The 13546-nt window shown below is 69.3% G+C and carries 9 protein-coding genes and 2 pseudogenes; 6 read left to right on the top strand and 5 right to left on the bottom strand.

The genetic code is table 11. The features are described from left to right. Window positions 1-40: 40 nt before the first annotated feature. Complete coding sequence (locus tag OG718_RS05495; RefSeq protein ID WP_143644394.1) at window positions 41-925, bottom strand: LysR family transcriptional regulator; 885 nt, start codon at window positions 923-925, stop codon at window positions 41-43. A 270-nt stretch (window positions 926-1195) separates the two neighbouring features. Here OG718_RS05495 and OG718_RS05500 point away from each other — a divergent pair, with 270 nt between their 5' ends. Then, entirely contained in the window at window positions 1196-2302 is a 1107-nt protein-coding gene (locus OG718_RS05500) for a M20 family metallopeptidase (protein WP_328847690.1), read from the top strand. A gap of 139 nt (window positions 2303-2441) precedes the next feature. Next, window positions 2442-2966: a hypothetical protein gene (locus OG718_RS05505; protein ID WP_328843442.1), complete on the top strand. Its 525-nt coding sequence runs from the start codon at window positions 2442-2444 to the stop codon at window positions 2964-2966. A 224-nt stretch (window positions 2967-3190) separates the two neighbouring features. Here OG718_RS05505 and OG718_RS05510 read toward each other — a convergent pair whose 3' ends face one another. The 4 genes and pseudogenes from OG718_RS05510 to OG718_RS05525 form a co-directional block, all read right to left on the bottom strand. Then, complete coding sequence (locus tag OG718_RS05510; RefSeq protein ID WP_328843443.1) at window positions 3191-4309, bottom strand: serine hydrolase domain-containing protein; 1119 nt, start codon at window positions 4307-4309, stop codon at window positions 3191-3193. A gap of 306 nt (window positions 4310-4615) precedes the next feature. Further along, a pseudogene (locus OG718_RS05515) lies at window positions 4616-4804 on the bottom strand (fic family toxin-antitoxin system, toxin component); the annotation flags it as partial. A 563-nt stretch (window positions 4805-5367) separates the two neighbouring features. Continuing rightward, entirely contained in the window at window positions 5368-5583 is a 216-nt protein-coding gene (locus OG718_RS05520) for a DUF6243 family protein (RefSeq protein ID WP_143644397.1), read from the bottom strand. A gap of 287 nt (window positions 5584-5870) precedes the next feature. Then, window positions 5871-6788, bottom strand: a complete 918-nt coding sequence (locus OG718_RS05525) for an NADP-dependent oxidoreductase (protein ID WP_143644398.1) — start codon at window positions 6786-6788, stop codon at window positions 5871-5873. Between the two features lie 644 nt (window positions 6789-7432). Between OG718_RS05525 and OG718_RS05530 the strand changes: the two are divergent. From OG718_RS05530 to OG718_RS05545, 4 genes and pseudogenes are all read left to right on the top strand, one after another. After that, window positions 7433-7708 (top strand): annotated as a pseudogene (locus OG718_RS05530) (transposase); the annotation flags it as partial. A 275-nt stretch (window positions 7709-7983) separates the two neighbouring features. After that, a complete protein-coding gene (locus tag OG718_RS05535) occupies window positions 7984-10437 on the top strand; it encodes an MMPL family transporter (protein WP_328843444.1) in 2454 nt (817 codons plus the stop codon). 151 nt (window positions 10438-10588) lie between these two features. Further along, window positions 10589-11896 (top strand): sensor histidine kinase, encoded by a 1308-nt coding sequence (locus tag OG718_RS05540; RefSeq protein WP_328843445.1) that lies wholly within the window; start codon window positions 10589-10591, stop codon window positions 11894-11896. A gap of 676 nt (window positions 11897-12572) precedes the next feature. Then, entirely contained in the window at window positions 12573-13520 is a 948-nt protein-coding gene (locus OG718_RS05545; protein WP_328843446.1) for an SGNH/GDSL hydrolase family protein, read from the top strand. The last annotated feature ends 26 nt before the right edge of the window (window positions 13521-13546 follow it).

Below are 13546 nucleotides of genomic sequence, written 5' to 3' on the forward strand. Positions count from 1 at the left end.
CGCCATGAGGGAGGCCGCAGCGGCCTGGAGCACTGTTGCTTCAGCCAACGGCGTCGTGCAGCAGATGCCGCAGTGTCAGTGCTGCCGGTAGCGGCGCAGCGGGCAGCGCCACATGGACGGTCCGGCGCAGGGTCGGGTCGGTGAGGCGGCGCAGGACGAGTTCGTCCGGGACCGCCCGGGCGGCCAACGAGGGGACCAGCGCCACCCCCAGTCCGGCGGCCGCGTAGCCGAACTTCGCGGTCCATTCCGCGATCCGGATGATCTTCCTGGGGGTGAAGCCCGCCCGTGCGCAGGCGTCGGCGAGCATCGTGGGGCGGTCGCCGTAGGCGCTGTGAAGCCATGCCTCGTCGTGCAGTTCACGCAAGTCGACCGTCTGGGTTCCGGCCAGACGGTGCGTGCGCGGGAGGGCCACGAACAGCTCGTCCTCGCACAGCGCGGTCGTCGTGACACCGTCGGCCGACGGCAGACCGGACGGGTAGTCGCTGACCACAGCGAGGTCCAACGCTCCGTCCGCGAGGCGCTCCATCAGCGTGTCGGTCCAGCCTTCGACCGCGATGACCTCAACTTCCGGCCTGGCGTGCTGGAGTGCCCGCAGTGCGGTGGGTACGAGCGAGATGTTGGCGGTGGCGAACGCTCCCATGTGCAGCAACCCGCCATGCCCCGCGTTCAGCACGGCCAACTCCCGCGCCGCCCGCGACAGCCGGTCGAGCACCTCCATGGCGTGCCGGTGCAGCGTACGGCCGGCGGGATTGAGTCGTACGCCCCGAGGGAGTCGTTCAAACAAGGGCCCGCCCGCCTGCTGTTCCAGCGCGGCGATCCGCCGGGATACCGCGGACTGTGTGTAGTTGAGCTGGACCGCCGCCTTGGTGAACGATCCGGTCTCTGCCACGACCACGAGCAGCCGAAGCGCGTCGACCTCGAACATGCCCCTCCCCCTTCCCGACCCTTCGGGCATCGCCCGCCTTCCCATGACCCATTCTCCAGACGCATGGGTCATATGCAATCCAGTCGCTGGTGGAATGCCTTGGCCCGCCCTAACGTCGTTCACGCGGCGGGGCTCCACAAGGGAACGGCCCCGCCGCACCGTTGCCCGTGAAATCCGAGGGGGAAATGTGTCGTCAGGTCAGGGAGCACGACAGGTAGTTGGGATCGGGCGGGACCGATGACCCGGGGGGTCGCTCTCGCACTGCCGGCCATGCTGGCCGATCTGGAGGAACTCGTGCGCTGCGAGTCCTTCTCAGCCGACCACGCGGCGGTGGCGCGAAGCGCCAAGGTAGTGGGCGCGCTCGGGAGGAGGCTGCTGGGGGCCGACCCGGAGACGATCGTGATCGACGGTGTGACCCATCTGCGGTGGACGTTCGGCACACCGCAGGTCTTGCTGATGGGACACCACGACACGGTGTGGCCCATGAACTCGATCAAGAACCACCCCTGGTCGGTGGCGGACGGGATCGTCCGCGGCCCCGGGGTCCTGGACATGAAGGCGGGCCTGGTCCAGATGTTCCATGCCCTGGCATCTCTTCCGTCCCCGGACGGGGTGTGGGTACTGATCAACGGGGACGAGGAGCTCGGCTCGGCGACCTCCCGGCAGCTGATCGAGGAATCCGCGCGAGGGTGCGTGGCCGCCTTTGTCCTGGAGGCGTCCGCTGACGAGGAGGGTGCGCTCAAGACCGCCCGTAAGGGCACTTCGCGGTACGAGGTCGTCGTGCATGGCAGGGCGGCGCACGCGGGTCAGGAACCGCAGAAGGGGGTAAACGCCGCGGTCGAGGCCGCCCACCAGGTGCTGTCCATCGCCGGTCTCGAGGCCGCGATGGCCGTGGACGGTGCCGACTCCGTCCTGGGCTCCGCGACCGTGACGCCCACCCTTCTGTCGGCCGGCAGTTCGCGCAACACGGTGCCAGCGCTGGCGCGGGTGTCGGTGGACGTGCGCGTGCCGACCCCGGTGGCGCAGGACCGGATCGACGCGCTCATGCGAGGGCTCACGCCACGGACGCCCGGAGCCCGGCTTGAGGTGCTGGGCGGCAGCCAACGACCGCCCATGGAGCCGGGGTCCTCCGCCGAACTGTTCGGCCTCGCCAACCAACTCGCTGCGGAACTGGGCCAGGAACCGTTGCGGGGGATCGCCGTCGGCGGCGCCTCGGACGGCAACTACACCGCGGCTGCGGGCTGTCCGACGCTGGACGGCCTGGGCGCCGTCGGCGGTGGCGCTCACGCGAACACCGAGTACGTCGAGGTCGCTCAGATGGTCCCCCGCACCCGTCTGCTCGCTCAACTCATCATGCGGACACGGCACCGGCCGTGACCGGCATGGCTCCGCGCGAACCGCCGCTGCGGCTTTCTCTCGGCCGCCGCGAATCCGGTGACGCCCGTTACTGCTGTTGCTGCCGTCCCGTCAGCCGCACCTCGATGGCTGATGGCCGGCCCGAATGTCTGGGGAGATCATGGCTTTGTTCCAGGGGAGACGACTCATCGTGCGACAGGGCGTGGACGGACTCGGCCTCGGGGAGAAGCTCGGTAGTTATCCCATCGCGGGGGTGGGAGGCGGCTTGGCACAGATGGCGCGGCGGGTCGGCCTGCTGCTGTACGTCGTCATGATTGTCTGCCTGGTAGTTCTCGCGCCCCGGGCGGCGTTCGCCAAGGGCGCCGTCATGACAGCAGTGGTGTTCGTCCTGTTCGGCCTCGTCCTGGCATGGCGTCGTACGTCCGCCAGGTTCGGACTCAGGCGGTGCTACCTCTACACGGACGGCTTGGTCGTCACCAATCTGTTCGGTGGCGTGAAAGATGTGGTGGCGTGGCGCGAGGTGACCGCGCTGAACCGGCTCAGCGGCGCGTCGCTCTTCATGGTCTTCCACCGGGTCGAGATCGCACGGCACGGCCTCAGGCCCCTGGCGTTCCTGGCTCTCGGCCTGGAGCCCGCCCTGGTGGAGGCTCTGCTGAGCCAGATGGCCAAGAACGGTATCCACTGAGGGCGGCACGTGCCGCCCGACGCGACGCCGCGGAGGATCTCAGTGATGCGTGGCAGCAGCCGCCGCACCCGGATCCATGCGCCGGACAAGGAATTCGTCTCATCGCGCTGTCCAATGGGCCGGCCAAAGACCACCGTCAACGAGATAGGGACAGCGGAAATGCGGGCCTGCACCTCGGAAACACGGTGTGACGTCGGCGAGTTGACCGCCACAACCTCAACCGGTCAGCCGCAGAAGGCCTTGTCGAGAAGCGCGTCGACGGCGTCGTCCGGGTCACCGCGGAAGTCTGGCGTGAGCGCGACCGTGACCTGGCGTCGCCGGTCCTCCGTGGTGAACGACCATGCCTGGTACGCCAGAGCATCGCCGTCGTTGCCATATGCACGGACCCCGCACGAAGTGTCCTTCCAGGCCAGCCCCAGGCCGTACCTCCTGCCTTCGACAGCCGGTGTCTTCATCTCGTCGAGCAGGTGGCCCGGCAGGAAGCGCCCACCGAGCAGTGCGGCGACGAACCGGTTGAGATCTTTTGCCGTGGAGATCATCTCCCCACCTGCGCCCATAACCGACGGGTTCATCTCCGTGTAGTCGACAAGCCGCGGTTCGCCGTCCTGCCTGATCGGTACGTAGCCGCGCGGATGCGGTCCGCGTATGTACGGGGACGTCCCCGGCAGTGAGGTGTCGCGCAACCGCAGCGGTCGGATGATCCTGCGCTCGATCTCCCCCGCGTACGAGCGGCCGGTCACCTTCTCGACGATCTGGCCGAGCAGGAGGTAGCCGGTGTTCGAGTACTCGTACCTGGAACCCGGCGGTTCGAACGTCGGCGCGTTGGCCACCGCGCGCTCCACCTGCTCGGCCGCGGTCCACGTCCGCCAGCGGTTGTCCAGGAACTCCGGCTCCGGCGGCATCGGTAGCGTGCGCCTGAAGTCGTACAACCCACTGGTGTGGTTGAGCAGTTGCCGCACGGTGATGCGATGTCCGTCGGGCACGGCTCCGGGCAGCCACTCTTCTGCCGTGTCGTCCAGCCGCAGCCTCCCCTCGCCGACGAGTTGCAGAACGACGGTGGCGACGAACGTCTTCGTGATGCTGCCCACCCGGAAACGGCCCCGGTCCGGAACCGCCCGCGTCGTGCCCAGTTCGGCGACCCCGCTGGTGCCCCGCCACACGCCATGGCCGTCACGCACCTCCATCAGCGCGCCCACCGCGCCGACGGCCACGACGTCGTCCAGCCCTTGCTGCAGTCCGGTGCGCTCGACCTCCTCCGGCGTGGCAGAGGCAGCCGCGGACGACGCCGTGATCACCGCCAACGCCGCCGTCGCAGTCACCAGCGCCCTACGTGCTCGCTTCATCCCACCCTCCCTGACAGCACCTGCCGGCCCACAGCGGCGGCGACGGTACGCCCACCCCTGCCCCACTCCCTGGAACGCGCTACAACCGCTGTCACAGACAGTCCCCCTCAACAGAACCCACGGTCCGATTCGCCCCGAACACCATGAGTTTCCTCAAGGGGTTGGACAGCCGTGATGGGGCTTGTCTCCGTATCCGGCCGGGGGATTCCCCCACCCTGCCGCTGCGGAGATCGCGCGCTCTCAGGTGCGTGGGGGGCGGCGGCACCTCGCGTGTCCTGCCCCTCCAGACACCCTGGTGAGCGCCGTTCAGATGGTCTGGGGCCAGGTACGCAGCACAGCGGCGACCCTGACAGCGGTGCAGGCGGGATCGCGCAGCGTGTCACGGAGGGCGATGGCGTCCTCGCGCGTGGGCTTGACGGGGATCCCGGAGGCCTCCAGGTACATCACGCCCGTCGAGGCGGCCACGGCCATGTTCGAGCGCTCCAGCCAGCAGCAGCCCTCGACGACTACGGGGTGCCGGTGGCTGCGTGCGCCCCCGCAGAGCGACGGTCGGCGTCCTCAATTTCGTCGAAGACCGCCTGGTGCTCGTCCAGGAAGCGCCTTGCCGCGTCCAGGCCTTTGGCCTGCGTTCAGGTTGGCGGAGGCTCGCTCAACCGGCCCATTCGATCTCGCGTACCTCGATGGTCCCGGCATGCGACGTGCGGCATACGGCATGAACTGGATCCAGCAGCGACGCCTGAACGCCTCGCGGATCTCCTCGACGCTGCCAGGGTCCCGTACGTCCGGCCACGCCCGCGGATCTGCCCGTACGACCTCGACGAGCTCCAGCACCTCGCACCGTGCCTCATCTGTCGACAGCTCCGCCATGGCCTTGACGGGGCTGCCGAGTATGCGGCTGCCCGGGGTGGTCAGCCGAGACGCGGGTGGTCGGCCGAGAGCTGAGCGGGACCGTCCGCGCCCGGTACGGCAGCAGAGCCCCGACACGGCAGCAGGGCCCGGACCGCGTGTCGCGGTCCGGGCCCTGCTGCCGTGCGGTGCCGCCCTTCGGCGGCGATGCGTCAGCTCTGTGCGGTGTCGTCGCCCGCCTGCCCGGTGCCCTCAGCTGCGCCCGTCTTCTCGCGCATCTTGCGCACCAGCTCCGCCTTCTGGTCGGCTGCACCCTGGCGGTCGAGGTTGCGGTACGGACCGTTGTTCTGCCGTTCGGTGCGGGACAGCTTCTTGCGCTTGCCGCCGCCCATGCCCACGGGATTGTTGATGTTCTTGCTGACGGTCACGGGTTCTCCCGGTAATGGTGTGAAGTGATCTACGGATTCGTCGGTGGGGGACGGGCGGCGACGTCGAAGGACATCAGCAGCGGCCCGTCACGCTCTCACTCGTAAATCGGCGTCTGGAAGAACATGACAAAGACGTTACCCGGTCCCGTCGGCCCCGCACACCACCTTTTCGCCACCCCGGCGTCGACGGGGCCTTCGGTGAGCGCCTGGATCAGCGGTTTCCTTCCGAGGATCTCACTGTTTGATGTTCCGGGAGGCCAGCTTGATGGCCGCCTCGGCCGGCCGGGCTACGGGCGGAGCACGATCTTGCCGTGGGTGTGCCCCCGTTCCAGCTCGCGGAACGCGTCTCGCACCTGCTCCAGCGGGTAGGTGCGGGCGATCGGCACCTCCAGCTCACCGCGTGCGGCAAGCCGGGCCAGCTCGCCGAGCACGACCGCGCATGCCGCCGCGCCTTCTCCGTAGGTCTGGGCCCCAACTCTGGCCGCTGCCTGCCAGTCGCGGATCGTGTTGATCCGCTCGGGCCGCACACCCAGCTCCACTGCCAGCTCCACGTAGCCATCGCCGAACGTGTCGATGAACGCGTCGACGTTACCGCCGGAGGCCTCCCGGATCCGTTCGGCCATGCCCTCCCCGTACGCGACCGGAACGACACCGCGCTGCTTCAACCAGGCATGGTTCCGCTCGCTCGCCAGCCCGATCACCGTGGCTCCGCGCCGCCGCGCGAGCTGCACGGCAAGAGAACCGACGCCGCCCGCCGCACCGGACACCACGACTGTGTCCGCCGGCCCGGGATCCACCGCGAACACGCAGGCGTACGCGGTTGTGCCGGCCACGTACAACGACCCGGCCACGTCCCAGGACAGCCCCGATGGACGCGAGACCACGTCCACGTCGTCGACCGCGACGAACTCCGCATGGCTCGCCCTGTCGTGGGTGAAGCCCAAGACCTCATCGCCCACCGCGAAGCCGCGCACCTGCGGGCCGACCTCCACCACGACACCGGCCAGATCGCTGCCCTGCCCGGAGGGAAACGTAGCCGGCCAGCGTCCGTGTCGCGCGCCCTTACGGATCATCACCTCGCCGGGCTGGATCCCGGCCGCTCGGACCTCGACCAGCACCTGTCCGGGGCCGGGCGTCGGCCGCTCCATCTCCTCCACCCGCAGCACATCGATCCCGCCGTACTCGTGGAACCGCACAGCCTTCATCGCGTGATCACCGCATTCCCTCGTTCGGACAAGCCTTGGACGGGCCACGCCGGATGCCACACCGACCGTGCCATCGCATTCAACGACTCAGGTACGGGGCTGTCTTCCCACAACTGCCGCCGACAGCAACGGCGTCCCGCGCCGATACCGGCCCCGCCGAGAAAGCACCCCTGGCCCGACCTGCACTCGAAACGCTATTCGAGACCGTGGCACCATGTACCGCATGACGACGAACCGAAAGGTCCATGCCGCGTAGACGGCCAGGACGGATCCGCGCCGGCGCGCCCGACAGCCACCGGAAAACGGGCACAAGGCCAGTCATCGACGGCCTGTCCTCGCATGCACTGTCCGAGATCATCCGTCTCGAGCACACCCGCAACTATCTGCAGCCAGGCGACGTCAGCGCGGCTCTGGGCCTGTGGAAGGACTACGTCCACCAGCCCGAGCGTGATCTGTGGCACGACTACGAGTGGGGCAACGTGCACTGGTACTGCTGCGGCAACCCTCTCGAAGCCCGAGCTCTCCTCGACACCGTGATGCAGGCCGTATCGCCACGAAGCGCCCGCGAACTGGGAAGAGTTGTCAGCCGGTCAGACACCGTTTGGAACCTTCCGGCCCCGCCCTATGACGCTGACGGAAGATAGAGACAAGCCAAAGGGGGGCAGCACTCGGGCCCGTCACCGGTCGACCGGGACCGGGCTGGCTCGAAGCATCACGTGATCACCGACCGGCACGGCACCCCACTCGCGGTCCTGCTGAGCGGGGGCAACAGCAACGACGTCACCCAACTGTTGCCGCTGCTCGACGCTATCCCGCCGGTCGGTAGCCGAGTCGGCCGCCCGCAGCAGGCCCCACTCCGTCTTCGCCGACGCGGCCAGGACCACGACATCTACCGCGACCAGGTACGCGCCCGCGGCATCGTGGCGGCCCCTGGACAGCCCTCGCTGTTCCGAGCCTGGCCGGCTATCGGACGGCCCCAGCCCGGTGGTGACCGCGCAGCTGGTCGCGTTCGCGTGTACCCGGCTGGGCGGAACCCCGTCCCCCGACAACAGGGCGTAGTACTGCGGTACTAACGGGCCCCACCGGATTCGGTTCCGCAGTACGGGAAGGTCGCCCGATACCGCTCCTAGGTTGAGATCGCGGGTCAGTCAGGACCGGCTCACCCAATGATCTCTTCTCCTGGTGGGAGTAATCCGTGGCCACCTTCCTCTATCGGCTCGGCCGACTGTCGTTCCGGCGACGACGCATCGTCGTGATGCTGTGGGTCGCCGTCCTGGCCGCCATCGGCATCGGCGCCATGAGTGCGCCCGGCACATCCTCCGGGGCGTTGAGCGTTCCGGGCACGCAGTCGCAGAAGGCGATCGACCTGCTGCAGAAGGAGTTCCCGCAGGCCTCCGCCGACGGCGCCACCGCGCGTGTGGTGTTCGAGGCGCCCAGCGGGCAGAAGCTCACCTCCGATGTCAACAAGACAGAGGTCGAGTCCCTCGTGGCGAAGCTGGAGAGGTCGCCGCAGGTGTCGGGCGTCTCCGATCCCTTCACCAGCGGCCTGGTCAGCAAGTCCGGCACCATCGCCTACGCACAGGTGTCCTACAAGGTCGCCGAGGCCGATGTCAGCGGCGCGGCCCACGCCGTCCAGACCGACGTCGTCGCCCAGGGCGAGAAGGCGGGTCTGAAGGTGAGCCTCGGCGGCAACGCCGTCAAGGACAAGGCCGCGAGCAAGGTGGCCGAGCTGATCGGCGTCGGGGTCGCCGCCGTAGTTCTGGTGATCACCTTCGGCTCGATGATCGCGGCCGGGCTGCCCCTGCTCACCGCGATCCTCGGGGTGGCCGCGGCCATCCTGTCGATCACCCTCGCCACGCACTTCTTCGACCTGGCCTCTGCCTCCACGACCCTGGCACTGATGCTGGGCCTGGCCGTCGCCATCGACTACGCCCTGTTCATCGTCTCCCGCTACCGCAACGAGATCCGCGACGGCCACGAACCCGAGGAAGCGTGCGGACGGGCCCTGGGCACCGCCGGGTCGGCGGTCGTCTTCGCCGGCCTGACCGTGATCGTCGCGCTGAGCGGCCTGAGCGTCATCGGTATCGGCATGCTCACCTCCATGGGCCTGGCCTCCGCCTTCGCCGTGGCCGTCGCCGTGGTCATCGCACTGACCCTGCTGCCCGCCGTGCTCGGCTTCGCCGGTATGCGGATCATGAAGGGCAAGATGCTGACCCGCCGTATGAAGGCGCTGGAGCGCGGCGAGGGCGAGTCGATGGGCGTGCGCTGGGCGAAGTTCGTCACCCGCAACCCGGTCAAGGTGCTCGCCGTCTCGGTGGCCGGCCTGGCCCTGGTGGCCATCCCCACGATGTCCCTGAAGATGGCCCTGAACGACGACTCCGGAAAGCCACCCGGCAGCACCCAGCGCATCGCCTACGACACCCTCAGCAAGGGCTTCGGGCCGGGCTTCAACGGCCCGCTCACCGTGGTCGTCGACGCCCGGGACAGCGACAGTCCCAAGGCCGCCGCCCAGGACGCGTACACCATGCTGAGCAAGCTGGACGATGTTGCCGCCGTCCGTCCTCCCTCCTTCAACGAGGCGGGCGACGTGGCCCTGATCGGCGCCGTCCCCAAGAGCGCCGCCACCAGTGAGGCCACCAAGGACCTCGTGGGCGAGATCCGCGGCCACGGCACCGCCCTGCACCAGGACACCGGCGCCGACCTGATGGTCACCGGCCTGACCGCCGTCAACATCGACGTCAGCACCAAGCTCTCCGACGCCCTCATCCCCTACCTGGCCATCGTCGTGGGCCTGGCCCTGGTCCTGCTCCTGCTGGTCTTCCGGTCGATCGTGATCCCGCTCAAGGCCGCCCTGGGCTTCCTGCTCAGTGTGGTCTCGACCCTCGGTGTCCTGGTCGCGGTCTTCCAGTGGGGCTGGCTGAAGGATCTCTTCGGCGTCGACCAGACCGGACCCATCGTCAGCCTGCTGCCCATCGTGCTGATCGGCGTGGTGTTCGGACTCGCCATGGACTACGAGGTCTTCCTCGTCTCCCGGATGCGGGAGGAATACGTCCATGGCGCCGAACCCACGCAGGCCGTCGTGGAGGGGTTCCGGCACAGTGGCCGGGTGGTCACCGCCGCCGCGGTCATCATGGTCTCCGTCTTCTCCGGATTCCTCCTCGACGACGAGGCTCTGATCAAGTCCATCGGCCTGGGGCTCGCCACCGCCGTGTTCTTCGATGCCTTCGTCGTCCGGATGACCATCGTCCCCGCGGTGATGGCCCTGCTCGGTCACCGCTCCTGGACCCTGCCGAAGTGGCTGGACCGGGTCCTGCCGAACGTGGACGTCGAGGGCGAGAAACTGCGCCACGCGCTCGAAGCCGAGCAGACGGACTCCGCTCCTGAACCCGTACTCGCCGGTGTCGCCGCCGGGTTCCACGCGGGCTCGGACGGCCACGGCGCCCCCCACGCCTTCACCGGCCTCCACACTTCTGGCGACGACCCGGATACGCCGGTACCTGCCCAGCAGGCCCCGGGGAAGGCACGCGGACTGTCCAGGTTCAAGCAGCGTCTCGCGCGGGGCGGTGACGCCACAGCCCCTGCCGACTCGGCGGAGTCGAAGGCGCCGGCCCGCAGGAAGCTGCCGAAGAACCCGTTGCGCAGGAGGTGACGAGAGCGAGCCGTAGCACCGGCTTCCGCACCGGCTTCCGCACCGGCTCCTGACGTGGCGGCCGACTCTCATCGGCCGTCTCCCCTGCCCCGCCCGTCGGCCCGGTCCCCCGGGGCCGGCGGGCGGCCTGACATCGCGAAGGACCTGTCCCGTGACTGCACCGAGTGATCCCGTTCCCGCCCCACGCCCGGACGAGCGCCAGTTCCTTCAGGCCCTGGCGAGCGATCCCGAGCAGCGGGTGATCGTCTCGGTCGTCTCCCGGCTCGCCTCGTGGCGGCGGGCCGACCAGACCCGTCCCTGGGTCCGGCGGTGGGGGGTCCCGGTGTTCTGCTTCGCGGTCGGCAGCGACGCCTACTCCAATCCCCACAACGTCGGCGACCCCCAGCTGCCGATCATCCTCGCCTTCTGCATCCCGCTGCTGTGGCGGGAACGACGCCCCATGCTGGTCTTCGCCCTCACCACGGCCGTTTCCGTCGTGTCTCTTCCTCTGGGTGTGCTGACCGGCGCCGAATTCGCCCGGGTGGTCGCCCTCTTCAATGTCGGCCGTCACTGCACGCCACGCCAACTGGCGGTCGCCACCGGCGTCACCCTCGTACAACTCGTCGCATGGGCCTACTTCTTCTGGCGCGGCCAGCAGCTGGAGTACGTCACGCGTCCTGAGCCCGTGACGCTGATGGTGATGGTCGCCGTAGTGGCGTTCGCGGCACTGGGCCTGCTCCTGCGGCTGGCCTACGCCTACATCGACGCCCTGAAGAAGCAACGCGACCAACAGGCCCGTCTCGCCACCGCGCAGGAACGCGCCCGCGTCTCCCGCGAGATGCACGACATCCTCGGCCACACCCTCGCCGTCATCGTCGGCCTCGCCGACGGCGCCGCCGGCCTCACCGAGACCAAGCCGGAACGCGGCGCCCAGGCGCTGCGCATCATCAGCGCCAGCGGCCGCGACGCCCTGGCCGAACTGCGCCGCCTGCTCGCCATCATCAGCGACGAGCGCGAAGGTCAGGGCCGGTCGCACCACGTTCCGCTCGATCCGCAGCCCGGCCTCGCCGACCTCGACGCCCTGCTCGACCGGGTCCGTGCCGCCGGTCCCACCGTCGCCCTGTACACGCACGGCGACCTCACCAGCCTGGCCCCCGGTCTCCAGCTGTCCGCCTACCGCATCATCCAGGAAGCCCTGACCAACACCGTCAAGTACGCCGCCTCCGACACCTCGGTCCACGTCTCCGTCGCCGCCGACCCCGGCATCGTACGCATCATCGTGGAGGACACCGGCCCGCCGCGCGCCCACGCACGCCGGGGCGGGACGGGCAGCGGTCGGGGCCTGGTCGGTATGCGCGAGCGCGCCACCCTGTACCGGGGCGAGGTCACCGCCGGCCCCAACCGTGAGGGCGGCTGGACCGTCCACGCCCTCCTGATGCCCAACTCGCCTGCCAACTCCGTGGAGAAGCCCCCCGTTTGACACTGTCTCCATGGCCGAAACGCCAAGCCCTGCCGCGGCTTGGCGTTTCGGCATTGCCGCCAAAGCCCGGCCCGGCCTCACCGCCGTTGCGAGGCCGCGGACGCCGGCGCGTCAGTCCACACGCTTCGGAACGGAGTCGGCGCGTTCCCGTTCGCGGAAGCCCGCCCCGACGAACTCATCGCGGGGATCAGGGCGGTCACCGGCGGCAAGGCCGCGGTCGCACCCGCCGTGCCGCGCCGCCTGGCGGAAACCCGCACCGCGCGGATCGGCTCGCGCGAGGTCGACTCCGAACCACGTCCGACCGGCCTGCCCAGCGAGGGCGCGAGCCCTAGGCCGTTGTCGCCGCCCGGTCAGGACCGGCGCGCGACCCACGACACAAGGCCGACCCGGCCGACCCGACTGCGCCTCCGCCCAGAGTCGACTCGCCTTCCTACCGCGGTACTACTCGCCACTGCCGTATTCGGTCCCGCAGTGCCGATGACATGCGAGTTTTCCCACCTAGCTTGACGGCAGGGTCGCACACGCCTCGTCCCCGCCGTGATCCGGGCACGCCTTCCACCTTCCCCAGCCGGCCCTGCCGGTCCCGCTCCAGGCACCGCCGCCCACCGCACACAGCCCCCTGCGCTGCGGTGCCCGCCCAGCAGTTGGTCATCCGTGACGACGACAGGAGAAACCCATGGGACCGTATGCACGCACAGGTCTGGCCGGGATCGTGAGCTGCGGTGTTCTACTCACCGCCGTCCTCATCGGGCGGCCGGACGGCACCGGCAACGGCACCGACGACAACGCCAAGGACGAGCGACCGCAGCCTGGGCCCTACGTCGCTCTCGGCGACTCCTACACCTCCGGCCCGAAGATCCCCCGACAGTCCAAAACACCGGCCGGCTGCGACCGTTCCGACCACAACTATCCGGCGGTGGTGGCACGCCAACTCGGAGTCACGGCTGCTGACTTCCGCGATGTCAGCTGCAGCGGTGCCACCATCACCGACCTCACCACGCCGCAGAAGACCTCCAACGGCACCAACCCCGCCCAGCTTTCGGCCCTCTCGACGCGGACGCGGCTGGTCACCCTCGGCATCGGCGGCAACGACATCGGCTTCGGCTCGACGGTCACGAAATGCGTCACGATGGGCGCGATGTACCGTGCGATCCGCAGCGATCGCCTCTTCTCCGACGATGCGCCCTGTAAAAAGCAGTACGTCGACGGCGGCACCGACGAAGTTGCACAGAAGATCCAGACGGCCGGCCGAAAGCTGTCCGCGGTGCTGGCCGAGATCGAACAGCGGGCGCCGAAGGCCCGGGTCTACGTCGTCGGCTATCCGGTGATCCTGCCCGCCGAAGGAAAAGGCTGCGGCAGGGAACTGCCCCTCGCGCCCGGTGACGCGACCTACCTGCACGGCAAGGGGAATCAGCTCAACACCATGCTTCGCGCGCAGGCTGAGGCCGCCGGAGCGACGTACGTCGACACCTACTCCCCGTCCGTCGGCCACGACGCCTGCTCCGCGCAGAAGACCCGCTGGATCGAGCCCCTGCGGCCCAGCAGCCCGGCCGCCGCCGTCCACCCGAACGCGCGCGGCGAGAAAGGCATGGCCGACGCCGTGCTCCGTGCGATCGACGCTTGAACGCCCGTAGGAAACAGGGGACTTCC

The sequence above is a fragment of the Streptomyces sp. NBC_00258 genome (assembly GCF_036182465.1).
Taxonomy (GTDB): domain Bacteria; phylum Actinomycetota; class Actinomycetes; order Streptomycetales; family Streptomycetaceae; genus Streptomyces.

Excerpts from the sequence above, each read along its gene's own strand:
- OG718_RS05505 (WP_328843442.1), top strand. The coding sequence starts at position 2,442 with ATGGCTTTGTTCCAGGGGAGACGACTCATCGTGCGACAGGGCGTGGAC.
- OG718_RS05525 (WP_143644398.1), bottom strand. The coding sequence starts at position 6,788 with ATGAAGGCTGTGCGGTTCCACGAGTACGGCGGGATCGATGTGCTGCGG.
- OG718_RS05500 (WP_328847690.1), top strand. The coding sequence starts at position 1,196 with ATGCTGGCCGATCTGGAGGAACTCGTGCGCTGCGAGTCCTTCTCAGCC.
- OG718_RS05510 (WP_328843443.1), bottom strand. The coding sequence starts at position 4,309 with ATGAAGCGAGCACGTAGGGCGCTGGTGACTGCGACGGCGGCGTTGGCG.
- OG718_RS05495 (WP_143644394.1), bottom strand. The coding sequence starts at position 925 with ATGTTCGAGGTCGACGCGCTTCGGCTGCTCGTGGTCGTGGCAGAGACC.
- OG718_RS05545 (WP_328843446.1), top strand. The coding sequence starts at position 12,573 with ATGGGACCGTATGCACGCACAGGTCTGGCCGGGATCGTGAGCTGCGGT.